At 70.5% G+C, this 24,407-nt stretch carries 16 protein-coding genes, 2 tRNA genes, 1 rRNA gene and 1 pseudogene; 15 read left to right on the top strand and 5 right to left on the bottom strand.

The genetic code is table 11. The annotated features are described in order from the left end of the window. Positions 1-41 precede the first annotated feature (41 nt). From RMN98_RS09385 to RMN98_RS09360, 7 genes and pseudogenes are all read left to right on the top strand, one after another. A complete protein-coding gene (locus RMN98_RS09385) occupies positions 42-1,271 on the top strand; it encodes a sugar phosphate nucleotidyltransferase (protein WP_309648549.1) in 1,230 nt (409 codons plus the stop codon). Between the two features lie 32 nt (positions 1,272-1,303). After that, the gene (locus tag RMN98_RS09380) at positions 1,304-2,557 is read left to right on the top strand and encodes a deoxyguanosinetriphosphate triphosphohydrolase (RefSeq protein ID WP_309648548.1); all 1,254 of its coding nucleotides are present in this window, start codon (positions 1,304-1,306) and stop codon (positions 2,555-2,557) included. After that, the gene (locus RMN98_RS09375; protein ID WP_309648547.1) at positions 2,554-3,468 is read left to right on the top strand and encodes a 2-hydroxyacid dehydrogenase; all 915 of its coding nucleotides are present in this window, start codon (positions 2,554-2,556) and stop codon (positions 3,466-3,468) included. Before RMN98_RS09380 ends, RMN98_RS09375 begins: the two co-directional genes overlap by 4 nt. 20 nt (positions 3,469-3,488) lie before the next feature. Next, positions 3,489-3,674 (top strand): annotated as a pseudogene (locus tag RMN98_RS21025) (CHC2 zinc finger domain-containing protein); the annotation flags it as partial. A 384-nt stretch (positions 3,675-4,058) separates the two neighbouring features. Continuing rightward, positions 4,059-6,329: a DNA primase gene (gene dnaG / locus RMN98_RS09370; RefSeq protein ID WP_397209253.1), complete on the top strand. Its 2,271-nt coding sequence runs from the start codon at positions 4,059-4,061 to the stop codon at positions 6,327-6,329. Then, positions 6,326-6,832: a hypothetical protein gene (locus RMN98_RS09365; protein WP_309648545.1), complete on the top strand. Its 507-nt coding sequence runs from the start codon at positions 6,326-6,328 to the stop codon at positions 6,830-6,832. The genes dnaG and RMN98_RS09365 overlap by 4 nt, the downstream gene beginning before the upstream one ends. A 79-nt stretch (positions 6,833-6,911) precedes the next feature. Then, positions 6,912-6,984, top strand: a tRNA-Asn gene (locus RMN98_RS09360). Positions 6,985-7,080: 96 nt separating this feature from the next. Here the strand turns inward: RMN98_RS09360 and RMN98_RS09355 are convergent. From RMN98_RS09355 to RMN98_RS09345, 3 genes are all read right to left on the bottom strand, one after another. Next, complete coding sequence (locus RMN98_RS09355; protein WP_309648544.1) at positions 7,081-8,301, bottom strand: globin domain-containing protein; 1,221 nt, start codon at positions 8,299-8,301, stop codon at positions 7,081-7,083. Positions 8,302-8,447: 146 nt separating this feature from the next. Then, positions 8,448-8,711: a metal-sensitive transcriptional regulator gene (locus tag RMN98_RS09350; RefSeq protein ID WP_309648543.1), complete on the bottom strand. Its 264-nt coding sequence runs from the start codon at positions 8,709-8,711 to the stop codon at positions 8,448-8,450. A 117-nt stretch (positions 8,712-8,828) separates the two neighbouring features. Next, a complete protein-coding gene (locus RMN98_RS09345) occupies positions 8,829-9,578 on the bottom strand; it encodes a PIG-L deacetylase family protein (protein WP_309648542.1) in 750 nt (249 codons plus the stop codon). A gap of 132 nt (positions 9,579-9,710) precedes the next feature. Between RMN98_RS09345 and RMN98_RS09340 the strand changes: the two genes are divergently transcribed. The 5 genes from RMN98_RS09340 to RMN98_RS09320 all read left to right on the top strand — a co-directional run bounded on the left by RMN98_RS09340 (position 9,711) and on the right by RMN98_RS09320 (position 17,279). Further along, positions 9,711-11,261, top strand: coding sequence for an LCP family protein (locus RMN98_RS09340; protein WP_309648541.1), 1,551 nt, complete (start codon positions 9,711-9,713; stop codon positions 11,259-11,261). A 209-nt stretch (positions 11,262-11,470) separates the two neighbouring features. Continuing rightward, positions 11,471-11,544: transfer RNA gene (locus tag RMN98_RS09335), tRNA-Ile, on the top strand. A gap of 369 nt (positions 11,545-11,913) precedes the next feature. Continuing rightward, a complete protein-coding gene (locus RMN98_RS09330; protein WP_309648540.1) occupies positions 11,914-14,145 on the top strand; it encodes a multicopper oxidase domain-containing protein in 2,232 nt (743 codons plus the stop codon). Continuing rightward, complete coding sequence (locus RMN98_RS09325; RefSeq protein WP_309648539.1) at positions 14,127-15,266, top strand: hypothetical protein; 1,140 nt, start codon at positions 14,127-14,129, stop codon at positions 15,264-15,266. Before RMN98_RS09330 ends, RMN98_RS09325 begins: the two co-directional genes overlap by 19 nt. A 222-nt stretch (positions 15,267-15,488) precedes the next feature. Further along, the gene (locus tag RMN98_RS09320; RefSeq protein ID WP_309648538.1) at positions 15,489-17,279 is read left to right on the top strand and encodes a SpoIIE family protein phosphatase; all 1,791 of its coding nucleotides are present in this window, start codon (positions 15,489-15,491) and stop codon (positions 17,277-17,279) included. Here the strand turns inward: RMN98_RS09320 and RMN98_RS09315 are convergent. Beyond that, the gene (locus tag RMN98_RS09315; RefSeq protein ID WP_309648537.1) at positions 17,276-20,074 is read right to left on the bottom strand and encodes a response regulator; all 2,799 of its coding nucleotides are present in this window, start codon (positions 20,072-20,074) and stop codon (positions 17,276-17,278) included. The genes RMN98_RS09320 and RMN98_RS09315 overlap by 4 nt on opposite strands. Then, positions 20,074-21,447, bottom strand: a complete 1,374-nt coding sequence (locus tag RMN98_RS09310; RefSeq protein ID WP_309648536.1) for a serine/threonine-protein kinase — start codon at positions 21,445-21,447, stop codon at positions 20,074-20,076. The genes RMN98_RS09315 and RMN98_RS09310 overlap by 1 nt, the downstream gene beginning before the upstream one ends. Positions 21,448-21,552: 105 nt before the next feature. Between RMN98_RS09310 and tyrS the strand changes: the two genes are divergently transcribed. The 3 genes from tyrS to RMN98_RS09295 form a co-directional block, all read left to right on the top strand. Continuing rightward, positions 21,553-22,824, top strand: coding sequence for a tyrosine--tRNA ligase (tyrS, locus tag RMN98_RS09305; protein ID WP_309648535.1), 1,272 nt, complete (start codon positions 21,553-21,555; stop codon positions 22,822-22,824). 3 nt (positions 22,825-22,827) lie between these two features. Then, a complete protein-coding gene (locus tag RMN98_RS09300; RefSeq protein ID WP_309648534.1) occupies positions 22,828-23,880 on the top strand; it encodes an alpha-hydroxy acid oxidase in 1,053 nt (350 codons plus the stop codon). A gap of 403 nt (positions 23,881-24,283) precedes the next feature. Then, positions 24,284-24,407 (top strand): 16S ribosomal RNA (locus RMN98_RS09295); the annotation flags it as partial.

The raw sequence follows: 24,407 nt of genomic DNA, 5'->3' as shown, positions 1-24,407 counted from the left end.
CGGCGCGGGCCGCGACTGCGCTGCCCGTGCCACACTGCGGCATGACTCGGCCTCGCGTGCTCGCCATCATCCAGGCCGGCGGTGCCGGTGGTCGGATGGACGTCCTGACCCGGGAGCGGGCCAAGCCCGCGCTCCCGTTCGCGGGGGTGTTCCAGCTGGTCGACCTCCCGCTGTCCAACCTGACCCACAGCGGCATCAGCGACGTCTGGCTCTCCGTGCAGTTCCAGGGCTCCACGCTCGAGGAGCAGGTGGCCAACGGGCGACCGTGGGACCTCGACCGCACACGTGGCGGGCTGCGCCTGCTGATGCCCGAGCAGGGCACGGGCAGCCTCGACGAGGAGGGCTTCGCCCGCGGCAACGCCGACGAGCTGTTCCGCATCCGTGACCAGGTCGCGAGCTTCGCGCCCGACGTCCTGCTGGTGATGAGCGCCGACCACGTCTACCACCTCGACCACACCGAGGTGGTCGACGCGCACCTTGAGGCAGGCGCGGAGTGCACCATCGTCACCACCGAGGTGCCGGTCAGCGAGGCGGGGGACCATGCCGTGGTCGAGACTGACGGCAACGGCCTGGTGACCGGCTTCGCCTACAAGCCCGAGGAGCCCGCCACCGGGACCATCGCGACCGAGGTGTTCGCCTACGACCCCCGGGTGCTGGTCGAGGTCCTGGAGGAGCTGCACCGCGAGCTCTCCGCCGACAGCGAGGCGGGGGACACCGGGCTCGAGGACTTCGGCGACCACCTGCTGCCACGCCTCGTCGAGCGCGGCCGCACCGTCGCCCACCCGCTCGACGGCTACTGGCGCGACCTCGGGCAGCCCCACCTCTACCTGCGGGCCCACCAGGACTTCCTGGTCGACGACCACGACGTGCTCGGGCGGGCCGACTGGCCGATCCTCACCCGTCAGCCGGCCCGGGCTCCGGCTCGGTTGCTCGAGGGCGCCGACGTCGTCGACAGCCTCCTGAGCGCGGGGTCCAGCGTCGCGGGCGTCGTACGACGCAGCGTGCTGGGGCCGGACGTCGTCGTGGAGGCCGGGGCCCAGGTGCACGACAGCGTCGTCTTCGCGCGCACCGTCGTGCGGGCCGGCGCGGAGGTGCACTGGAGCATCGTGGACAGCGACTGCGAGGTCGGCTCCGACGCCCGCGTGGGCGAGCCCGGGGTCGACGGCACGGGGGACTCCGACGTCGTCACCCTGGTCGGCCGGGGCTCGACCGTCGGCGAGGGCGCCGTGCTGGCGGCCGGCAGCCGGCTCGAGCCCGGCACCACCGCCTGAGCCCGGGGGCGCGTCGGTCTAGGCTCGCGCCGATGGATCCCCTCGAGCTCTACGACGCGACGGCGCGCGAGCGCGTCGTGGACGAGCCGCCCAAGCGGGTGGACGCCCCGGTGCGCACACCGTTCGAGCGCGACCGCGCCCGGGTGGTCCACGCGGCCGCGTCGCGACGGCTGGCCGCGAAGACCCAGGTGGTCGGCCCGCAGACCGACGACTTCACGCGCAACCGGCTCACCCACAGCCTCGAGGTCGCCCAGGTCGCGCGCGACCTCGCGCGCGCGCTCGGCAGCCTGCCCGACATCGCGGAGACCGCGGCCCTCGCCCACGACCTCGGCCACCCGCCGTTCGGACACAACGGCGAGCGGGTGCTGGCCGACCTCAGCGACGCCTGCGGCGGCTTCGAGGGCAACGCCCAGACGCTGCGCATCCTGAGCCGCCTGGAGTCCAAGACCTTCGACACCGACGGTCGCTCGGTCGGGCTCAACCTGACGCGCGCCACCCTCGACGCCTGCACGAAGTACCCCTGGCGCCGCGGTGGCGGCCCCGATCCCCTCAAGTTCGGTGTCTACGCCGACGACGACGCGGTCTTCACGTGGCTGCGCCACGGCGCGGCCATGGACGCTGGAGGGGTCCGGCAGTGCCTCGAGGCGCAGATCATGGACCTCGCCGACGACGTCGCCTACTCCGTCCACGACGTCGAGGACGGCACGGTCGCGGGACGCATCGACCTGACCGCCATGGACCTGCCGGCCGTGTGGGCGACCGTTCGCGACTGGTACCTCCCCGACGCCCGCGACGACGAGCTCGACGACGTGCTGGCCGGCCTCCGCACGCAGGGCAGCTGGCCGACGACGCCCTACGACGGGAGCAGGCGCAGCCTGGCCGCCCTCAAGAACCTCACGAGCGACCTGATCGGCCGCTTCTGCGGCGCGGCGCAGCACGCGACCTTCGCCGCCGGTGCGGGCCCGTTCGTCCGTTACGACGGCACGCTGGTGGTGCCGCAGCGCACGCTGCTCGAGATGGCCGTGCTCAAGGGCGTCGCGGCCCACTACGTCATGCAGGCCGAGGACCGGTTGGCGGCGATGGCCCGGGAGCGCGAGCTGATGATGGAGCTCGTCACGATCCTGGTCCACCGCGCGCCGCTCGAGCTGGAGCGTCCCTTCGTCGACGACTTCGAGGCCGCCGCCGACGATGCCGCCCGGCTGCGCGTCGTCATCGACCAGGTCGCCTCCCTGACCGACGCCAGCGCCGTCGCCTGGCACACCCGTCTGCGCAGGAGGCGCTCGTGAGCACGCCGCTGGTCTGGTTGCCCTTCGACCCCACCGACCTGGGCGATCCCCCCGAGGGACTGCGCTACGAGGTGGTCGACCCGACCCGCGAGGTCCCCGCATCGGTGGGGGAGGTGTCGTTCTACGTCCCGCCCTACCGCCTGGACACCTCCGTCGCCTCGGTGCTGCCGCAGATGACCTCGCTCGAGGTCGTGCAGACGCTCACCGCCGGCGTCGACAACGTCCTCGCGCACGTGCCCGCGGGGGCCACGCTGTGCAGCGGACGCGGCATCCACGATGCCTCCACCGCCGAGCTCACCCTCACGCTGCTCCTGTCGTCCCTGCGGGGCGTGCCCGACTTCGTGCACGCGCAGGACCGGCACGCGTGGTCACCTCAGTGGCGTCCCGCGCTCGCGGACCGGCACGTGCTGCTGGTCGGCCACGGTGCGATCGGCCGAGCCATCGAGGCGCGGCTGCTGCCCTTCGAGGTCACGGTCACCAAGGTGGCCCGCAGCGCCCGTGACGACGTGCGCGCCCTAGCGGACCTGCCCTCGCTGCTGCCGGACGCCGACGTGGTGATCCTGATCGTGCCGCTCACCGAGAGCACCCGCGGGCTCGTCGACGCCGACTTCCTCGACGCGATGAAGGACGGAGCGCTTCTGGTCAACATGGCCCGCGGCGCGGTGGTCGTCACCGACGACCTCGTCGCAGCCCTCCACTCCGGGCGCATCACCGCCGCCGTCGACGTCGTCGACCCCGAGCCGCTGCCGGCCGACAGCCCCCTCTGGGACGCCCCCGGCCTGCTCGTGTCGCCGCACGTCGGCGGCGCGAGCAGCGCGATGTGGCCCCGTGCCCATCGACTGGTCCGCGACCAGCTGCACCGCTACGCGGCGGGGGAGCCCCTGTGGAACGTCCTGTCCGCCGACCGTTGACCTCGCCGTAGGATCGACGCGTGGCAGGCCGGATCCGCGAGGACGACATCGCAGAAGTGCGCGAGAAGGCTCGCATCGACGACATCGTGTCCTCCTACGTCACCCTCCGCAACGCCGGCGGCGGCTCGATGAAGGGCCTGTGCCCCTTCCACGACGAGAAGTCGCCGTCGTTCCACGTCACGCCGAGCCGGGGATTCTTCCACTGCCTGGCGGGGGAGACCCGTGTCCTGACCTGGGAGGGTGCGCGACCGATCCGCGAGCTCGCGGGTGGCACTCACACGATCCTGGGTGTCCGGGGGGACTGGATCGAGGCGCCATTCCGGTCCTACGGCGTGCAGCCGCTGCTCAAGCTGACGCTGTCTCGCAACCGACAGGTGAAGGAGCTCTTCGCGACCGACGAGCACCGTTGGTTCATCCGCTCGGGCAAGGACCAGAGGAGCAGCCGCGAGGTCCTCACCAAGAGCCTCAAGGCCGGCGACAGGCTGGTGCCGAAGTTTCCACGCTCGCGCATCCGACGGACCACGCCCTCGCCGTTCGGCATTGCTCACGGGTTCACCTACGGTGACGGCACCCGGTCGGGCACGGGGAGCATGGCGCTGCTCTGTCCTCCCAAGGACCTGGCAATGCTCAAGTGGTTCCCCAACAGCCACACGACTGCGCGCGATGACGGCAACCTCCTGGTGCACCACCTGCCCCGTTTCTTCAAGGAGCTGCCGGACGTAGACGAGTCGGTCTCCTACCTCTACGGCTGGCTCGCCGGTTACTTCGCGGCGGACGGTTGCGTCGCCGCTGACGGCACGGTGATCCTCAACTCTGCAGATCGCACGGCCCTCGAGTTCGTCCGCCTCGTCTGCACCAGGCTCGGCATCGCAACCTACGGGATCACGACGCAGATGCGCGTGGGATTCGAGGGGCGCGAGCCCTCGGAGCTGCACCGCATCCACCTCGTCAACGAGGACCTGACCGAGGACTTCTTCCTTCTGTCCGCCCATCGTGAGCGATTCGTGGCAGCCCAAAAGAAGTTCGCCCGGCTCGGGTGGGTGGTGCAGTCGGTCGAGACCACGGATCGCGTCGAGGAGGTGTTCTGCGCCGAGGTCGAGGACGGACATGCCTTCACGCTCGAGGACAACATCCTCACGGGCAACTGTTTCGGCTGCCAGGAAGGCGGCGACGTCATCACCTTCCTGATGAAGATCGACGGCCTCACCTTCTCCGAGTCCGTCGAGCGGCTGGCGGACAAGGTCGGCGTCCAGCTGCGCCGCGAGGACGGCGACGTCCGCGAGGAGCGGCCCAAGGGGCCGCCGCGGGCCCGCCTGATCGAGGCCAACAAGGTGGCCCAGGCGTTCTACGCCGAGCAGCTGCTGACTCCCGACTCCGCGGCCGGGCGTCAGTTCCTCCACGAGCGCGGCTTCGACCAGGCAGCCGCCGAGCGCTTCGGCATGGGCTTCGCGCCGCGCGACGGCGAGGCGATCCTGTCCCACCTGCGGGGCAAGGGCTTCAGCCAGGACGAGATGGTCTCGGTGGGACTGGTCGCGATCGGCCGCTCGGCCTACGACCGCTTCCGTGGCCGGCTGCTCTGGCCGATCCGCGACGCGACCGGCGACACCATCGGCTTCGGCGCCCGGCGGATCTTCGACGACGACAAGATCGACGCCAAGTACCTCAACACCCCCGAGACCCCGCTCTACAAGAAGAGTCAGGTCCTCTACGGCATCGACCTCGCGCGTCGCGAGATCGCCCGGTCGTCCCAGGCCGTCGTGGTCGAGGGCTACACCGACGTCATGGCCTGCCACCTGGCCGGGGTCGGCACCGCGGTGGCCTCCTGCGGCACGGCGTTCGGCGAGGAGCACACCCGCGTCCTGCGCCGCTTCCTCCACGACCACGAGGAGTTCCGCGGCGAGGTCATCTTCACCTTCGACGGCGACCAGGCCGGTCAGAACGCCGCGTTGAAGACCTTCGCCGGCGACCAGAACTTCGTGTCCCAGACCTACGTCGCCGTCGAGCCCGACGGCCTCGACCCGTGCGACGTGCGCATCAAGAAGGGCGACGCCGCGGTGCGTGAGCTCGTCGCCCGCCGCGTGCCGCTCTACCGGTTCGTGCTGACCAACGTGGTCTCCAAGTACGACCTCGACCGCGCCGACGGCCGGGTCGACGCGCTGCGCGAGAGCGCCAAGCTCGTCTCCAGCATCCGCGACAAGTCGAAGGTCGACGCGTTCGCCCGCGAGGTCGCCGGGATGATCGGCATCGACATGGAGGAGGCCCGCGCCGAGGTACGCCGTGCGGCCAACCGGCCGGCGCGCCAGGACGACCGGAGCAACGGACCGCGGCGCCCCGAGCAAGCGACGCCGACCGAGACACCGGCTGCTGCCCCGCGTCCCGTCGTACCCGACCTGCGCGACCCGCGCTTCACGATCGAGCGGGAGACCCTCAAGCTCGTCATCCAGCACCCGATGGCGATCGGGCGCACCACCACCGACATCGGGCCCAACGACTTCACCCACCCGACCTACCGCGGCGTGTGGGAGCTCGTCGAGGCGGCGGGCGGGCTGGTGGCCGGCTCGTCCGACCCGGGCTGGTCGACCAGGCTCCGCGACGCGGCCACCGACCCGGCGGTGTCCTCGGCCATCAGCGCGCTCGGCGTCGAGCCGCTGATGCGCGAGCCCGACGCCGCCTACGTCGGCCTCTACGTCTTCAAGCTGCTCGAGCTCACGGCTCAGCGGCGGATCGCCGAGGTGAAGTCGCGCCTGCAGCGCACCAACCCGGTCGACCACCCGGCCGACTACAACAAGATGTTCGGCGAGCTGGCGGCCTTGGAGCAGCACCGGCGCACCCTGCGTGACCGCATGACGGGGTCCCCGTGAGGCCGCCCCTGCGTTGGCGTCGCGAGCGCCCCCACCTCCAGGTGCGTCCCGGGGAGCAGGTCCTCGCCTGGGCCACCGATGCCACCGGTGAGGTCGTGGGCGGCACCCGCGACGCGCTCTACCTCCCGGCCGCCGACGGCGCCCGCATCCCGTGGGAAGAGGTCGAGGCCGCCGACTGGGACCTCGACACGTCCACGCTGACCGTCCGCGAGGTGGGCTCGTGGGGCCTGACCCGTCCCGAGCACCAGATCACGATCGCGGAGCCTGGTCGCCTGCTCGAGCTGGTCCGTGAGCGCGTGACGGCCAGCATCGTCCTGCAGCGCCACGTGGCGGTGTCCGGGCGACGCGGGGTCCGCGTCATCGCCCGCCGAGCACCGCACGGCCGTGCCGACCTCTCCTGGTTCTTCGAGTACGACGAGGGGATCGACCCCGAGGACCCGTCCGTGAGGGCATCGGCCGAGGCAGCGCTGGCGGCTGCCCAGAGCGAGGTCGAGCCCGGCTGAGCGGTGTGGCGGAGCCCGATTTCGACACCGGCACCGGCCTTGCTAATGTTCTACCGCTGTCCAGAGATGGTCAGCCCGATCCCCTGTAGCTCAACTGGCAGAGCATTCGACTGTTAATCGGAGGGTTGTTGGTTCGAGTCCAACCGGGGGAGCACGACAAGGGCCTCTGGTCTGCGGAGACGCAGACCAGAGGCCTTCTGCATTCGTGGGTGCGTGGCGCTCTCCCGATGCGCGCTGTAGGCGGGCGCTCAGGCGGACGCCAGCCACTTGTCCGGCCCGAAGACCTCGTAGTGGATGTCGGCCGCACGGACGTCCTGCGCGAGGAGGCTCGTGCGCACGTGCTCCATGAAGGGCAAGGGTCCGCACAGGTAGACCTGTGCGTCGGCGGGGATCTCCACCGATGCGAGGTCGATGCGTCCCGCCCGCAGGACGTCGCGGGTCGGACGAACACCCAGGTCCTCGTACCACCGGTGCAGGGAAGCGGTCGGCATCGCCGCCACGAGCTCCTTCAGCTGCTGGCGGTGAGCGTGACGGCCCGGCGACCGGTCCGCGTGCAGCACCAGCACCTGACGGGCCGAGCCGATGCCCGAGAGGTAGTGGAGGATGCCGATGATCGGGGTGGCACCGATGCCTGCGGAGACCAGGACCAGGGGCCGGTCGGAGTCGTCGAGGACCAGCTCGCCGAAGGGTGTCGAGGTCCTGAGCTCGTCTCCCTCGAAGAGGCTGTCGTGCAGGAAGTTCGAGACCTCGCCGGCCGGGGTGGTGGTGCCGTCGCCCGCCCGACCGGTCGGGATCGCCTTGACGGAGATCTCCCACTCACTGGGCTCGGAAGAGCGCGTGATGCTGTACTGACGGATCTGGCGGGCACCGTCCGGCAGCGGCACCTGCACCGACACGTACTGACCTGGCTGCGCGTTCGGCAGCGTGCTGTGGTCAGGGGTGCCGAGCACGAACGAGACCGTGTCCGGCGACTCCTGGAGGCGACGTCTCAGGACGAGGGTGCGCCACACGTCGCCGTCCGCCACACCGGCCTCGGCGTACAACCGCTTCTCGATCGAGACAAGTGCTCCGGCCATGTGCCAGTAGACCTCGTCCCAGGCACTGGCGACCTCGGGGGTGACGGCGTCGCCGAGCACCTCGACGATCGCCGCGAACAGGTGCTCGTGGACGATCGGGTACTGGTCCTCCGTGATGCCGAGCGAGGCGTGCTTGTGGGCGATCCGGGCCAGCACCTCGACGGGGTCCCGGCCGTCCTCCGCCACCAGCAGGGTTGCGTACGCCGCGATCGCGCCCGCCAACGCACTCTGCTGGTCCCCCTGAGCCTGGTTGCCCCGGTTGAACAGGTCTCGTTCGAGCTCCGGGTGTGCGGCGAACATGCGCTGGTAGAACACCGGCGTGATGTCGCCGATGGCCGCGCCGATCAGCGGCAGCGTGCTCTTGACGACGGCGGTGGACCTGGTGGACAGCATGGGATCTCCGAGCAGAGGGGGATGGGTCACGGCGACTCCCCAGCAGGGGGGCGCCTCCTGCTACCCGACCACCCCCGCAGCACGAGGCAGAGGGTCGAAGGTCCCGCGCAGCCCAGCTGAAGGTCATGCGCTCCTGGGGCGGCTGCTCACGCCAGGGCCAGGAAGAGCTTCTCCATCTTCTTGATGTCGACCCCCTCCAGGCCGTCGCCGGCCTCCAGGCACTGCTGCAGGCCGGTGGCGACGATCGCGTAGCCGCTGCGGCTCAATGCCTTGTTGACGGCGGCCAGCTGGGTGAGCACGGTCTCGCAGGAGGAGCCCTCCTCCATCATGCGGATCACGCTGGCCAGGTGGCCGTGGGCGCGCTTCATCCGCAAGATGATCGCCTTGATGTCGTCGGGCTCGAGGTCCATCGTGTGTCCGTTCTGGGGCTGCTCGGCAGTGATCTCCTGTGATTAGACCATCACCGGAAGCCCGCGCGCCGGGTGCCGGGCAAATTCGATCCGACTCCGCAGCACCGAAGCGTCGCGCTACTCCTCGCCGGCCCAGCCCATGGGGAAGACCTCGAAGGACGCGGCCAGGGCGACGCCGAGGCGCTGGCCGGCCTGGCGGGCGAAGCCCTCGAGGAACTCGCGGCCGTCGAAGTGCTCCCAGCCGAGCCCATCGATGTAGGCCCTGTGGGCCTCGAGCGAGGCGACGCCCAGGTCGAAGGTGCCGGTGGTGTCGACCCCGTGCGTCGCGTCGGGGGAGCCGGCCGCCCACACCTCGCGCACCCCGCCCCACGGCTCGAGACCGTCGACGAGCTGCTCGGCGAAGATCCACCGGTTGCCGGCGTCGCGCACCGCGTCCAGCACCGCCCGACCGACGGCGATGTGGTCGGCCTGGTTGAGGTTGCGGCCCCCGAAGGTGTCGCGGAAGTTGCCGGTCACGACGATGTCAGGACGGAAGCGACGCACCTCGAGGGCGATCGCGCGCCGCAACCCCACGCCGTACTCGAGGACCCCGTCGGGGAAGCCGAGGAACGTCACCTCGGGCACCCCCACGATGCGGGCCGACTCGACCTGCTCGGCCTCGCGGACGGGGCGGCTCTCGTCAGGGGTCAGGCCGTCGATGCCGGCCTCGCCGCTGGTCAGCATGCAGTAGCCGACGGTCTTGCCCTGCCCGGTCCAGCGGGCCACCGCGGCGGCGCTGCCGAACTCGAGGTCGTCGGGATGGGCGACGACGCACAGCATGCGGGACCAGGTCTCGTCGAGGGTCTCCAGGGGCGCCGGGGTGTCCATGCCATCGAGCATGCCCCCCCGACATGGGGGAGGGCCAGGGGTGACGTGACACGGATCTCGCGCACCCGATGGTATTTTTGGGCGGCTCGCCTCGGGACCGGGCCGCCACATCACTCTTCTCGACGGGGTCGCATGTCTGACCAGGCTGACAACGCAGCGCGCCGCGGGGTTCGTCGCGCGCAGCGACCGGCCCGTTCGTTCACGCTGCGTCGACCCGTCGGCTCGCCCCCCGGCGGCGGCTCGCGGGCACTGCGCAGCGACCGTCGTCGCGTGCGCGGCCTGCCCGGCACGCTCGGCATGACGCTGCTCGGCGCCGTGGCGCCCGGCTCGGGCTACCTCTACGCCGGACGTCGGGCCCTGGGAGCGCTCGTCCTGCTGGCCTGGATCGCCCTGCTCGGCGGGATCGCGTGGTACTTCGGTCGCGACCTGCGCACCGCCATCGACTTCGCGCTCGACCCCACCCGTCTCAAGATCGCCGCCGTGCTCTTCGGGGTGGGTGTGGCGATCTGGTCCTTCGTGGTGTTCACCTCCTACCGGCTCGTGCGTCCCCGGGTCCGGCCACGAGCGCACACCATCGCCGGCAACCTGGTCGTCGGGATCCTGTGCCTCACCGCGGTCGTGCCGGCCACCTACGCCTCCCGCTACGCCGTCGCCCAGGCCGACCTGGTCGAGACCGTCTTCCAGGACAACGTCAGCGCCACCACGCCGGAGGGCGTGACCAAGGAGGACCCGTGGGGCGGGCTCGACCGGGTCAACGTCCTGCTGCTCGGCGGGGACGGGGGAGAGGGCCGCACCGGGGTGCGCACCGACACGGTGATCCTGGTCAGCATGAACACCACGACCGGCAAGACGGTCATGTTCAGCCTGCCGCGCAACATGATGTACGCCGAGTTCCCCGAGGGGAGCCCGCTGCACGACCTCTACCCCGAGGGCTACGGCTCCGGCGGCACCGAGGACCCGGGCTTCTACATGCTCAACGCGATCTACGGCCAGGTCCCCGAGCGACACCCGGGCGTCCTGGGCAAGAGCGACAACGAGGGCGCCGACGCGATCAAGCAGGCCGTGGAGGGCAGCCTCGGCATTCCGGTCGACTACTACCTGCTGGTCAACCTCGCCGGCTTCCGCGAGATCGTCGACGCGATGGGCGGGGTGACGGTCAACATCAACGAGCCGGTGGCCATCGAGGGCAACACCGACGCGGGCATCCCGCCGGTCGGCTACCTCGAGCCCGGGCCCTCGCAGCACCTGGACGGCTACCACGCCCTGTGGTTCGCGCGCGGTCGCTACGGCTCCGACGACTACGCCCGGATGGACCGCCAGCGGTGCATGGTCGACGCGCTCGTCGAGGCCGCCAACCCCACCAACCTGCTGCGGCGCTACCTCGACCTGGCCGAGGCCGGCAAGGACATCGTCACCACCGACATCCCGCTCGACCTGGCGCCCGCCTTCGTGGAGCTCGCGCTCGAGGTCAAGGGCGCCAAGGTGCGCTCGGTGGTCTTCAAGGCCTCCGAGCAGTTCTTCTCCGGCGACCCCGACTACGACTACGTGCGCTCGGTCGTCGAGAAGGCGATCCAGCCCAAGAAGCGCGAGCCCGGTGCCCCCCGGCCCTCCACCGACGTCGAGGAGACCACCGACGCCTGCGCCTACGCGCCGACCGGGGAGACCGTCAGCGCGACCGAGTGAGCCGACTCACGGGCAGCCGGGCGGTGCCGCCGCCGCGCACCGGGCACCGGGGGCGGTGACCTTCCTGCTGCGCGTCCTCCTCTGGGGCGGCCACGCCCCGCCTCGCCTCGGCCGGCACCGGTCGCTCGACACCGGATCCTGGTCCGAGTCCCACGACGCCGACCGCTAGGGTCGTCGTCGTCCCGAGCGGTGTCACGGCGCCGGGACGCGGGGCGGTAGCTCAGTCGGTCAGAGCAGAGGACTCATAATCCTTGGGTCGTGGGTTCGAGCCCCACCCGCCCCACCGGCCTGACCCGGCGAGATCGGGCATGCGTCCCCCAGGTGGTCCCCCCAGCAGTTCCGGCGTCCCCCTCACGCCCCAACCGCTGGGTGAAGACGTCTCACGCTCGGCCGGGCCTGTCCATCGCGCGGTCGATCGTGCAGCTGCAACATCGGCCGACTCCGGGTCGAGGGCGAGATGGGGATCGGGTCACGGTTGCAGCTCGCCCTGCCGGCGGCGGCAGGACCGGTGATGGACAGGAAACAGCCCTCAAGGTAGTTGCAAGGCGGTCGCCCTACGGTGCTCGAAGTCCGGCTCTCGGGTTGGCCCCAGCTCCTCGGGACGTCACCACTGCGGTCGCCCGGACGCCCGCAATCCCCAGGGAGGCCCGTGATGTCCGACCAGACCGACAATGATCGACCCGACGCGCTAGGGCCGCTCGAGGTCGACAACCCGTCCGACCTCGTCGCGCGCAGGGCCGTGCTGCGACTCGGCGCCCTCGGAGTCACGGGGGCGGCCGTGCTCACCGCACGCAACCTCTGGGTGCCGTCTCTCGCCCAGCGTGGTCTGCTCTCACCCGACGGCGCCTTCGCGGCCGTGTCCACCGCGATCGGCGACCTCGTCCTCTACACCGAGGACTTCCCGATCAGCCCGCTGATCCTCTCGCCCTTCATCGACCCTCTGCCCGTGCCGAAGGCACTGGCGCCCACTCCCACCACCGACTACGCCTCGTGGGACTACCCGCCGGGTCCGGGGTACGGGCAGCAGAACTCGTTGCGCAACGAGCGGCACCAGATCTGGCCCTCCCAGCTGGGCTACCCGGACCCCATCGTCTACAAGATCGAGCTGATGGTCGCCCCGCACCACTTCACCTCCTCCCAGGTGCTGCCGATCAAGAAGGACGGCAGCCCCGCGGTGTCGTACGACGCCAACGGTGCGGCGATGCCGGAGGGGACGATCCGGATGCTGCCGGCCAGCACGATGTACGCGTTCAACGGCGTGTTTCCCGGCCCGATGATCAACGCCGAGTACGGCAAGCCCGTGATCGTGCGCTTCATCAACCGGCTCCACGAGAATCCCTACGGACTCGACCGTCAGGACTTCGGTGCTCCGGACTGCTCGTTCCTCACCCACCTGCACAACGGCCACACGGCGCCGGAGAGCGACGGGAACCCGCACTACGCCTATACGGCCGGGCCTCGCAGCACGTCGGGCTACGAGCCCACCTTGTGGGTCGACAACCTCTACCTCAACTGGCCCGCAGGCGGCGACGAGAGGGAGAAGCAGAGCTTCTTCTGGTTCCACGACCACCGCATGAACCACACCGGGTCGAACGTCTACAAGGGCCTGGTCGGCCTCTACCCGATCTACGACCCGAAGAACGGCAAGGACGTCGGCGATGAGCGCCGGGGCCTGCGGCTGCCCGGGGTGCGACGCACCAACGTCGACGGCAGCTTCGACGTCGACTACGACATCCCCCTGGCCTTCTCCGACGTCAGTCTCGACGACGGCACCACCACGCACCACGACGCGCACGACAGCGAGTTCCCTGAGGCCGGGAACCCGCGGACCCACCCCGAGTGGTGGGGCAAGACCTTCTACCGGCACTTCCCCAACCACGGGTTCGTCGGTGACGTCTTCACCGTCAACGGCACCGCCTACCCGGTGCTCGACGTCAAGCGACGCAAGTACCGCTTCCGCTTCCTCGACGCCTCCGTCTCCCGGATCTACGAGTTCAAGCTGATGAGCTCGACCCAGGGCCCCCGGTCGGCCGTGTCGCTCGGCCTGGAGGGCGACGAGCTCCAGGGGCAGTGGCGGATCCCGGACGGACAGCAGTGCATGCGTTTCACGCAGATCGCCACCGACGGGGGGCTGCTGCCGACCCCGATCGTCCGCGACAGCTTCGAGCTCTGGCCTGCCAAGCGCCGCGAGGTCATCGTCGACTTCACGAAGTTCCTCGACGGTTCGCCGACCACCCAGGGCGACATCGTCTACCTCACCAACGTGATGAAGATGAGCACCGGGCGGATGTGGGACAACTCGACGAGGTCCCTGCCCGATCCCGCCTACCAGGTGCCCGTCCTCGCCTTCCGGATCGGGAACGTCGCCCCGGACGACAGTCGGATCCCCACCACCCAGATGCGGGCCCTCCCGCCGCTGCCCAAGAACTGGAAGACCCTGATGTCCGACCGGATGGTCTTCGAGGTCAAGCGCGGACAGGCCGGAGGTGAGATCGAGTGGCTCATCAACGGTGAGGAGTTCGACCCCCTGAACGACATCCGGAGCCTGCGGAACCCCGCTGGCAGGTCCCCGCTGGCGCAGCCGCGCAAGGGCACGTTCGGGCTGTGGGAGCTCCGCAACGGCGGAGGGGGTTGGGTCCACCCGTTCCACCTGCACATGGAGGAGCACCGCACTGTCATGCGCGACGGTCGCGACGTGACGCTCACCCCGGATGCCGCTCACCCCGACGATGCGTCCCGTGAGGACCTGGTCGCCATGGACCCGGGGGAGTCGGTGATCGTCTACCGAGGCTTCCGGGACTTCACCGGCCCTTACGTCGCCCACTGCCACAACCTGGCGCACGAGGACCACGCGATGATGTTCGGATGGTCGATCCAACCGTGATCGCCACCCCGGCCATGACCTCGGCGGTGCCACACGCCTCCCTGGTCACCGAGGTGCGTGTGCCTTGGTGGTCCGTGCTGCCGTGGGCCGTGGTGCTGGCTTTCGGCAACGGATTCTGGATGGTGTCGCTCCGCGGCGCCGCTGGGTCGATCGAACGCACGTCGGACCCGTTCGAGAGCTGGCTACGGGAGTCCACGGTCCTGGTGTCCTGGTACGTCATGGCCGTGGTCGTGGCGGTCGCGCTGGCCCGGCGACGATTCGGTTCCCGACCACGTGGCCTGGGGGGCGCCACCGGGTCGATCGGTCTCGTCGTCGCAGCCGGGACGGCAGCGGGGACGATCGTCCTGGTGGTGAGCTCGATGATCGACTACCGCCTACAGGTCGAGCGCATGGACCACGTGGCGACCGTGCATCCGGCCTGCGACGACGCCTGCCTCTCCGAGCTCTTCCGGTCGACCTGGCACGTGGAGGCGAAGGCGGTCGCGGTGGGCGTCGTCCTCATGCTCGCCACCGATCTGGCCCTCGTGCTCCTGGTGCTGGCCCTGCGGGGCGGTGGTCTTCGCAACGGTCTCGTCCATGTTCGGCCTGTCGCGCGCACCTCGGACCGCCACGTGGTGCTGGCGGCCTGCTTGCTCGGAGCCGCGGCGGTCCACGCGGCGGTCGCCCCGGAGCACCTGTCGCAGTGGCGGCCAGCAGGCACGTTCTTCGTGCTCCTGTCCCTCAGCGAGGTGATCGTCGGGGTCCTCGCGCTGTCCCGACGCCCCGGAGGGCGACGCGCTGCCCTTCCCGCTGCTGTGGTGGTCTCGGTCGTTCCCCTCCTGACGTGGATGCTCTCCCGAGTGACCGGGCTGCCATTCGGTCCGGAGGCCTGGACGCCCGAGGCGGTGGGCGCCGCTGACGCGATGGCGTGCCTCCTCGAGCTCACGGCACTGGTCCTGGCCCTGCGGCTGCTTCGCACCCGCTCGCCGGACCGCACCCGCTCGAGGTACGCCCAGGCGGTCGCCGTGGCCGCCGTGGTCACGGTCACGACCGTGGGGGTCGGGTGCTCCACCCTCCCCGTGGTCGGGTTGTTTCCCGGGGTCGGCACCGACCACGGCGCGGAGGTGACCGGCGCAGGCTGATCGGGCCGGCTGATCGGGCCGGCTGGTCCTCCTGACCCGGGTCTCGCTCTCGGGCGGCGCCGGGCCGGACCTGGCCTGGCGTCAACCTCCTGGCTATCGTGCTCCATCGCGCTGTGCGACTGATCCTCCCGGGTGTCGTCGGTGCCCGGGAAATTCGTCGCAAACGCGCCGGACGCGAGACGATGACACGTCACGTTCCGGGGACCGGCGGAGGAGGGAAGCATGATGCAGCAGGACGCACACGAGAACGCGCCGACGTTCGACCACTACGCGCGCCTGGTCCGTCGCCTGCTCCACGTGCCGATCGGGCTGGTCTCCCTCGTCGAGCCGGACCGCCAGGTCTTCCGCGGGGCCGCCGGGCTGCCAGGCCCGCTCGACGAGGTCCGGGAGACGCCCCTGTCCCACTCCTTCTGCCAGTACGTCGTCAAGGACGCGAGCCCGCTGGTCATCAGCGACGCCCGCCTCGATGCGCGACTGGCGGGCAACCTGGCCATCGAGGAGCTCGACGTCATCGCCTACGCCGGCTGGCCCCTCACCGATGTCCGGGGCGAGGTCATCGGATCCCTCTGCGCCATCGACTCGACCCCCCGCACGTGGACGCCCGAGGACCTCGCGACGCTCGAGGACCTCGCCGCCGCGTGCTCCGCCGAGCTGGGGGAGCGGGAGCGCCAGCAGGTGACGGCGGCGGCCCTTGCGGCTGCCGAGGAGCTGCACGAGCGCAGTCGCGCCCTCCTGGCCCTGAGCACCGGACTGGCCGCGACCGACACGTTGGCCGACGTCGCGGAGTCGGTGGCGACCGTCAGCCGCGAGCAGCTGGGCTGCCAGCGCGCCGGCATGTGGCTGCGCGCCTCCGAGCTCGTCGTGGGTCCCGGCACCGGCGGCCCCCACGGCGTCTCCGCGGCGGCGAAGGCCGCCGGTGAGACCCTGACCTTCATCGAGGACACCGCCTCCAGCTGGCGCTCCGCCGCCCGCTTCGCCGAGCTGCCGCTCGGCCACGACAACCCCCTGGGCGCAGCCCTGGCCGACCAGTGCCCGGTCTTCTTCGCCACCCGGGCCGCACAGAACGAGCGCTACCCCCACCTGGCCAACCCCGCACAGCTCGGGGAGGCGCGAGCCTTTGTGCCGCTCGTGGCCGGCGGGCGCGCCTACGGCGCTCTCGCGCTGGTCTGGCCCACCGAACGAACCTTCTCCGAGCAGGACCGCATCACGATCGAGGCGCTCGCCTCCTACACCGCCCAGGCCGTGCAACGGGCGATCCTGCTCGAGGACCGCTCCGACGTCGCGCTGACGCTCCAGAACGCGATGCTGACCAGCCTGCCGGAGCCGCCGCACCTCGACCTGGCCGCGCGCTACCGCCCTGCCGGCGCCCGCGAGCAGGTCGGCGGCGACTGGTACGACGCCGTCGTCACCCGTGCCGGCTGGACCGACCTGATGATCGGCGACGTCATCGGCCACGACATCGAGGCCGCGGCCGTCATGGGCCAGCTGCGCAGCATGCTCCGGATGGCGTCCTGGATGTCGAGCGGGGCGCCGTCCCACGACCTCCAGCGTCTCGACCTCGCCATGCGCGACCTCGGCCTGGAGACGATCGCGAGCGCCGTGCTCGCGCGGGTCGAGGAGGTCGCGGTGGACGGCCAGCCGACCTGGCGGCTGCGCTGGAGCAACGCGGGGCACCTGCCGCCGCTCGTGGTCGGTCCGGACGGCGACGCGCGCTTCCTCGACAGCCCGTCCGGCAGCTCGCCGCTCCTCGGGGTCGCGCCCGAGACGGTGCGCCACGACGACGACGCTCCGGTCCTTGCGGGATCCCTGCTGCTGCTCTACACCGACGGTCTCCTCGAGCGCCGCAGCGAGTCCCTCGACGTGGGCCTCGCCCGCCTGCGCGAGCTGGCCTCCCGGACGTCGACGAGCGACCTCGACGCCTTCCTCGACCAGCTCCTCGCGCAGCTGGGTGGCGAGCACCACGAGGACGACGTCGCCCTGCTCGCGGTGCGCTTCGGTCCGCTCCTGCCCTAGGAGCCGCCGCCGTACGTCGCCTGGTAGCTGCCCAGCAATGCACGGCCCTCGTCGAGGGCGGTCTCGAGCGGGCCGAGGAGGTCGACGGCACCCTCGGTGGAGCCGGAGTCGCCGAGCCACTCGAGCTCGCGCGCCGCTGCAGCCGACGCCACGACGCCGAGGTTGAGCGCGCTGCCGGCGAGCTTGTGCGCCGCCTGCCGCATCTTGTCGGCGTCGTCGGCCAGCACGTGCTCGCGGATGGTCTCGACCGCGGTCACGGAGTTGGCCCGGAAGTTGCTGATCGCCCGGTCCAGATAGCTGGTGTTGCCCGGGTCGAGGTCGCGCAGCATGTCGAGCCGCTCGACGTCGAGGCCGTCGATGGGCGGGGTGGGCGTGGTGGACGGGAGCACGAGACCATCATCGCCCACCGGAGAGTGCTCGTGAGGCTTTCCGGCCCAGCGGGTCAGCGCTTCGCCCAGGGCCCCCGGGTCGACCGGCTTGGTGAGGTAGTCGTCCATGCCCGCCCCGAGGCATCGCTCGCGTTCCCCGTCGACGGCAGCGGCGGTCATCGCGATCACCGGCGTACGACGCCCGCCAGCCTCGGTCTCCCGCAGGGCGCGGGTTGCGGCGTAGCCGTCCATGCGGGGCATCTGCACGTCCATCAGCACCACGTCGAAGGAGCGCCGGGCGAGCACCTCGAGGGCGGCGAGACCGTCATCGGCGAGCTCGACGGTGTAGCCCATGGACTCCAGCAGTCCACCCGCGACCATCTGGTTGACCGCGTTGTCCTCGACCACGAGCACGTGCTGCCCGCGATGGTGCTTGACCGCAGGTGCCGTGGGCCGGGGCGCGACCACGGGCCGCGGAGCTCCGACGGCCACGCTCGCCATCGAAGCCGTGAACGTGAAGGTGCTGCCGCTCGGGACGTGGGGGCTGTAGGAGATCGTGCCCCCCAGCGCCTCGACGATCTCCTTGGAGATGGCCAGCCCGAGGCCGGTGCCACCGTAGAGGCGGGTGGTGGAGGAGTCGGCCTGCGTGAACGGGGCGAAGAGACCGGGCACCTCCTCGGGGGCGATGCCGATCCCGGTGTCGCTCACCTCCACGATCAACAGGAATCCCTCGGCTCGCGGGACGGCGCGGGCGCACGCCCGCACCTCGCCCACGTCGGTGAACTTCACCGCGTTCGACAGCAGGTTGGACAGCACCTGGGCCAGCCGCGTCGGATCGCCACCGAGCCGCTCGGGCACGCTGTCATCACACTCGACGACGAGCTCGATGCCCTTGCTGCGGGCGGCTTCTGCCATCACGCTGGCCACCTGCTCAAGGAGCGGCCGGAGCTCGAAGTCGACCTGCTCCAGCTCGAGCCTTCCTGCCTCGATCTTGGAGAAGTCGAGCACGTCGTTGATGACGCTCATCAGGGCCCGGCTGGCGACCTGGACCCCGGCTGCGAGTCGCTGCTGCTCGGTGTCGAGGGCGGTCCTCAGGAGGAGGTCGTTGAGGCCGATCACGCCGTTGAGCGGGGTGCGGATCTCGTGGCTCATCGTCGCGAGGAACTCCGACTTCTGCCGCGAGGCCTCCATGGCTGCGTCGCGGGCGTCGGCGAGCACCCGCTGGTTGTGCTCCCTCTCGGAGACGCGTCCCAGCTGGAGCGCGATCGACTCGGCCATGTCCTGGATCATCTGGTGGCGGTAGAGCGGTGGGTCGGAGGCGATCGTGACCACGGCGCGCACCACGTCGTCGTACATCACGTTGAAGGCGATCGTGAGCCGGTCCTCGCTCCACACCGAGGTGCGGCTCTCGTGGGCCAGCGTGGCCAGCGCCAGCTCACGCGCTGACTCCTCAGGGGTCTGCAGGTCGGCCTCGCGGCCGGCCTCATCGATGTAGAGCGGCACGATTCCGCCGGCGTCGGTCACGGTGAAGGCTCGGGCCCGTCGCCAGTCGTCGTGCAGCACCACCATGCTGCCGGCCTGGCCGAGCACGTCGGTGAGCGTGTGCGCCTCGTTGGCGGCACTCGCCACCGCCTGCATGAGCACGTTCTGGCGGACGAGGTCGAGCAGCGCGATCTCGGCTTCCTTGACCTCGGTGATGTCCTGGTGGGTGCCGGACATCGAGACGACCTCGCCCTGCTCGTTGCGTCGCACGATCCCGCGCCCACGTGTCCAGATCCAGCTGTCCCTGCCCTTGATGCGGGCGACGAAGACGAAGTCGTCGCCCGCCTCGGCCGCGGTCGCCACCGCGTGCTCGACGTGACCCAGGTCGTCGGGGTGCACCATCGCGAGGAAACGATCGTAGGTGTGGGGGAAGGTCTCGTCCGTGAGGCCGTAGATCTCGCTGAGCCACGCCGACGCGGTGATCTCGTCGGCGACCACGTCCCAGTCCCAGCTGCCGACGCGGGCGATCCGTTGTGCCTCGGCCAAGCGCTCGCGGCTCGCCTCGAGCTCGTTGATCGTCGCGCGGCGGTCGGTGAACTCGGTGATCCGGTGGAGGATCGCGGTGATCGATCCGGCAGGGGAGCGCAGGGCGCTCTCGCGCACGAGGATCCAGGTGGTGGAGCCGTCGTGCCGAACGAACTGGCACTCCACCTCGCTGTCGTTGAGCTCGCCGCGCCGCACTGCCCGGAGGTGCTCGGAGAACTGGGCCCGTCCCGGCTCGTCGAGAGTGTCGAAGACGGTGACGTGCGCGAAGCGGTCGCGGGGCACGCCGTACATCCGGGCGAGCTCGGTGTTGGCGTAGAGCGTGGTGCCCTCGAGGTCGAAGACCCAGATCCCGTCGGGGGACGTCTCCACGATGTCGCGGTAGAGCTCCGGGAGGTCCATCACGCCTCGCCGGCGATGAGGTACGCCCCGTTGTCGTACTCCAGCGCCAGGTCGATGTCCTCGGTCTTGGGGCCGTTGCCGTCGAGGTCGTAGCGGTAGGTGTAGGAGACGGTGAGCGCGTCAGGGTCGGCCGAGATGTCGAGGAGCCGGACGTTGGTGACCGACCCCCAGAACTGCTCGTAGCGCGGGCTCTCGGACTGGAAGGTCGGCGTCAGCAGCCGGAAGCCCGCGGCGGGGTCGCTGCTGGCGGTCTGCAGGTAGGACTCGATGAAGGCGACCATGCCCTCGCGGGTCGGCCGGGCCGGAGCCTCGCTGGTGGGCGGTGCGCTGGTCGGCGAGCCGCTGGGGGTGACGGTCCGGTCCGTGTCGTCGCCGCGGTTCATGCCGACGAGGACGCCGATCACGGTGAGCAGCGCGATCACCACCATCGCGACCAGGATGGGGAAGAGCCGGCTCGGACGGCCGGCGCGACGGCTGCCCGGGTCGGCGGTCGGCTGGGGCAGGACCCGGGACATGACCTGGGTCGAGGACGACCCGGTGTCGGTCGCGAGGGTACGGCGGTCGGGCACCGGCCGTGGGGGAGTCGCCGAGGGTCCGGCGCGGAGGAAGTCCACGACCTGCCGCATCGACCACCGGCCCCCGGGGTCGACGGTCATGCTCGAGTCGAGGACGGGAGTCAGCCAGCCGGCGGTGTCGAGCCGCGGCGGCTCCTCGTGCACGATCCGGTAGAGCCCCCCGATGACGTTGTCACCGATGTCGTAGGGAGGTGCGCCGGCCAGCGCGTGGAAGAGCGTGGCGCCCAGCGACCATACGTCGCTGAGGTCGGTCGCCTGCCGACCTGAGGCCACCTCAGGAGATATGTACGCCGGCGAGCCGGTGACGAGGCCGGTCTGGGTCAGCGAGGCGTCGGCCTCGGCACGGGCGATGCCGAAGTCCGAGAGCTTCACCTGGCCGTCGGGCGTCACCAGGATGTTGGAGGGCTTGACGTCGCGGTGGACGATCCCGGCCTCGTGCGCTGCGGCCAGCGCCTCGGCGGCCTGCGCGACGATCGCGGCGGCCTGGTCCACGGGGAGCGCGCCGCTGGTCCGGACGAGCTCGGCGAGCGTGCTGCCCTCGACGTACTCCATCACCAGCCACTGAGCGTCGTCCTCGTCGACGAGGTCGAACACCGCGACCACGTGCGGATGGTTGAGTCGCGCGGCCAGGCGCGCCTCCCGCTCGGCGCGCAGGAGGTCGGGGCTGCTGCCACCGGGCGCCATGCCGATGCGCTTGATCGCGACCTGACGTCCGAGCACCTCGTCGCGCCCGAGCCAGACCGCGCCCATGCCTCCTCGCCCGATCTCCCGGTCGAGCGAGTACCTGCCTGCGATCACCGCGTCCTCCTCCGGCCCAACCCTAGTAGTCGAATACCCGATAGGCGCCCCGTACGTCGATACGGCAGGCTGGTGCCTGGAAGCACCGGACCCGAAAGGCTTGTCGTGACCCTCGATCCCACCCTCCTGGACGACCTCGAGTGGCGCGGCCTCATCGCGCACGCGACGGATCTGGACGCCCTCCGTGAGGCGTTCAGCAGCGGGAGCGTGCGGTTCTACGTCGGCTTCGACCCCACCGCGCCGAGCCTCCACATGGGCCACCTGGTGCAGATCCTCACGGCCAAGCGGCTCCAGGCCGCCGGGCACACGCCCTTCGCTCTTGTGGGTGGCGCCACCGGGATGATCGGCGACCCCAAGGAGGCGGGCGAGCGGGTGATGAACACCCCCGAGACCGTCCAGGAGTGGGTCGGACGGGTGCGTAGCCAGATCGAGCCGTTCCTCTCCTTCGAGGGCGACAACGCCGCCACCATGGTCAACAACCTCGACTGGACCGCGCCCATGTCGACGATCGACTTCCTGCGCGACATCGGCAAGCACTTCCCCGTCAACCGGATGCTGGCCCGCGACGTCGTCCGCACCCGCCTCGAGTCCGGCATCAGCTACACCGAGTTCAGCTACGTGCTGCTCCAGTCCATGGACTACCTCAACCTGCACCGCGACCACGGCGTGACCCTGCAGTTCGGCGGCTCCGACCAGTGGGGCAATCTCACCGCCGGCGTCGAGCTGATCCGTCGCACCGACGGGCACAAGGTCCACGCGATCGCGACACCGCTGATGACCAAGGCCGATGGCACCAAGTACGGCAAGACCGACGGTGGGGCGCTCTGGCTCGACCCGGGCATGCTCTCGCCCTACGCCTTCCACCAGTTCTGGCTCAACGCCGAGGACGAGAAGATCGGCGAGCTCCTGCGGGTCTTCACCTTCCTGCCGCGCGAGGAGATCGAGGCCCTGGAGGCCCGGCACGCCGAGAAGCCGTTCCTCCGGGAGGGGCAGAGGACCCTGGCCGACGAGGTGACGACCCTCGTGCACGGAGCCCCGGAGATGGAGCAGGCCAAGGCCGCGGCCGCTGCGCTGTTCGGTGGCGGTGAGCTGGCTGGCCTCTCCCCGGCGACCCTGGCGGCCGCCCTGCAGGAGACCGGCACGGCGCAGGTCGACCGGGCAGCCGGGATCCCGGGGGTGGTGGACCTGCTGGTGGAGACCGGGCTCGCCAAGAGCAAGGGCGAGGCCCGTCGTACGGTCGCGGAGGGTGGTGCCTACCTCAACAACGTCCGGGTCGACGACCCCGACGCGGTGCCCACGGAGGGCGACCTGATCGGTGGGTCCTGGTTGGTCCTGCGCCGGGGCAAGAAGAAGTTCGCCGGCGTCGAGGTCGTCTGAGCCATGACCGAGGACGCGCGCTGGCTCTCCGGACTGGAGGAGCAGGCGCGCGCCCGTCTGTCCGCGCCCGTCTTCGAGTACCTCGCCCAGGGGGCGCGAGAGGGCCGCACGGCCGCCCGGTCGGTCGACACCTGGTCGTCCGTCGAGCTCCACCCGCATGTCCTGCGCGACGTCACCGACGTGGAGCTCGGGACGGACCTGCTCGGGACGCGGGTGGGTGTCCCGTGGGGAGTGGCCCCCACGACGCTGCAACGGGCCGTGCACCCTGACGGAGAGCTCGCCATGGCCCGCGCGACCGCGGAGGCCGGCGGAGTCATGGTGGTCTCCTCGAACGCCGGCACCCCGTTCTCGCTGATCGGTGACACCGGCGTGCACTGGTGGCTCCAGGCCTACCTCCCGGCGGACCGGACGTTGGCGGTGCCGATGCTCGACCGGGCGGTGGCCGCTGGCGCCTCCGCAATGGTCCTCACGGTGGACACACCCGTGGTCGGCACGAAGTATCCCGCCGGTGACGTCGTCTGGGACGTGGTGGACCCGGCCCTGCTGCGGGTCAACTTCGATGTCGGGCACGACGGGCAGCCGGGGTCCGACAAGGCACTGGACCTGGGACCCCACGACCTCGACTGGCTGGCGGAGCACACCGGGTTGCCGGTCGTCGTGAAGGGCGTGCTGCGTCCCGACGACGCCGTGCGCTGCGTCCAGGCCGGCGCCAGGGCGGTGTGGGTGTCCAACCACGGGGGGCGCCAGCTGGACCGTGCCGTGGCGACGGCGACCGTCCTGCGTCACGTGATCGCAGCCGTGGGGAAGCAGGCGCAGGTCTACGTCGACGGGGGGTTGCGGTCAGGACTGGACGTCGTCGCTGCCCTGTCCCTGGGTGCGGACGCCGTGTTCCTGGGACGGCTGCCGCTCTACGCGCTCACGGATGGTGAACCAGGAGTGGCCCGGATGCATCGGGAAGTGGGCCTCCAGGTGGTCGAGACGATGCGCCTCAGCGGGTGCCGCACGCCGGCTGATCTGGCCGCCCTGAGCGCCCCATCAGCCCCAAACCGCCTCTGACCTGCGCAAACGCGATTGTGGCCCGCGTCACGTCCACTCGATTTGGCACTTCCGCGGAAGTCCTCTAATGTTTTCCATGTCGCCAGGGAGCGGCGGGGAGCAAGACCGAGAGGTCGGGCTCCCGGCCCCACGGCAGACACCCACCAGAATCCTTCACCGGATGATCGTCACCGGCCTTCGAGCCACAGACGAAGCGCCGGGGAATAGTCGTGTGGGAACCAATGTCCTAGGGGCGATGGGAAACCGTCAACTCTGGTGTGCGTCTGATCTTTGAGAACTCAACAGTGTGTCATAGTCGATGAATTAGTTTGTATGCCCTCATCTTTATTGTTTGTGGGTTTGTTTTTTCGGCAGTTAATGATTCTGGCAATTGTCAGTTTTGTTTTTTGTCGGGTTTGAATTTTCTACGGAGAGTTTGATCCTGGCTCAGGACGAACGCTGGCGGCGTGCTTAACACATGCAAGTCGAGCGGTAAGGCCCTTTCGGGGGTACACGAGCGGCGAACGGGTGAGTAACACGTGAGTAAT

This window comes from Nocardioides sp. (assembly GCF_031397825.1).
Lineage (GTDB): Bacteria > Actinomycetota > Actinomycetes > Propionibacteriales > Nocardioidaceae > Nocardioides.
The sequence above is the reverse complement of the archived record's forward strand: the minus strand, read 5'-3'. Positions and strand labels throughout refer to the sequence as shown.

Excerpts from the sequence above, each read along its gene's own strand:
- dnaG (WP_397209253.1), top strand. The coding sequence starts at position 4,059 with ATGGCGCTGCTCTGTCCTCCCAAGGACCTGGCAATGCTCAAGTGGTTC.
- RMN98_RS09345 (WP_309648542.1), bottom strand. The coding sequence starts at position 9,578 with ATGGACACCCCGGCGCCCCTGGAGACCCTCGACGAGACCTGGTCCCGC.
- RMN98_RS09315 (WP_309648537.1), bottom strand. The coding sequence starts at position 20,074 with ATGGACCTCCCGGAGCTCTACCGCGACATCGTGGAGACGTCCCCCGAC.
- RMN98_RS09380 (WP_309648548.1), top strand. The coding sequence starts at position 1,304 with ATGGATCCCCTCGAGCTCTACGACGCGACGGCGCGCGAGCGCGTCGTG.
- RMN98_RS09340 (WP_309648541.1), top strand. The coding sequence starts at position 9,711 with ATGTCTGACCAGGCTGACAACGCAGCGCGCCGCGGGGTTCGTCGCGCG.
- RMN98_RS09355 (WP_309648544.1), bottom strand. The coding sequence starts at position 8,301 with ATGCTGTCCACCAGGTCCACCGCCGTCGTCAAGAGCACGCTGCCGCTG.
- RMN98_RS09320 (WP_309648538.1), top strand. The coding sequence starts at position 15,489 with ATGATGCAGCAGGACGCACACGAGAACGCGCCGACGTTCGACCACTAC.
- RMN98_RS09385 (WP_309648549.1), top strand. The coding sequence starts at position 42 with ATGACTCGGCCTCGCGTGCTCGCCATCATCCAGGCCGGCGGTGCCGGT.
- RMN98_RS09325 (WP_309648539.1), top strand. The coding sequence starts at position 14,127 with ATGGTCGATCCAACCGTGATCGCCACCCCGGCCATGACCTCGGCGGTG.
- RMN98_RS09300 (WP_309648534.1), top strand. The coding sequence starts at position 22,828 with ATGACCGAGGACGCGCGCTGGCTCTCCGGACTGGAGGAGCAGGCGCGC.
- RMN98_RS09350 (WP_309648543.1), bottom strand. The coding sequence starts at position 8,711 with ATGGACCTCGAGCCCGACGACATCAAGGCGATCATCTTGCGGATGAAG.
- RMN98_RS09330 (WP_309648540.1), top strand. The coding sequence starts at position 11,914 with ATGTCCGACCAGACCGACAATGATCGACCCGACGCGCTAGGGCCGCTC.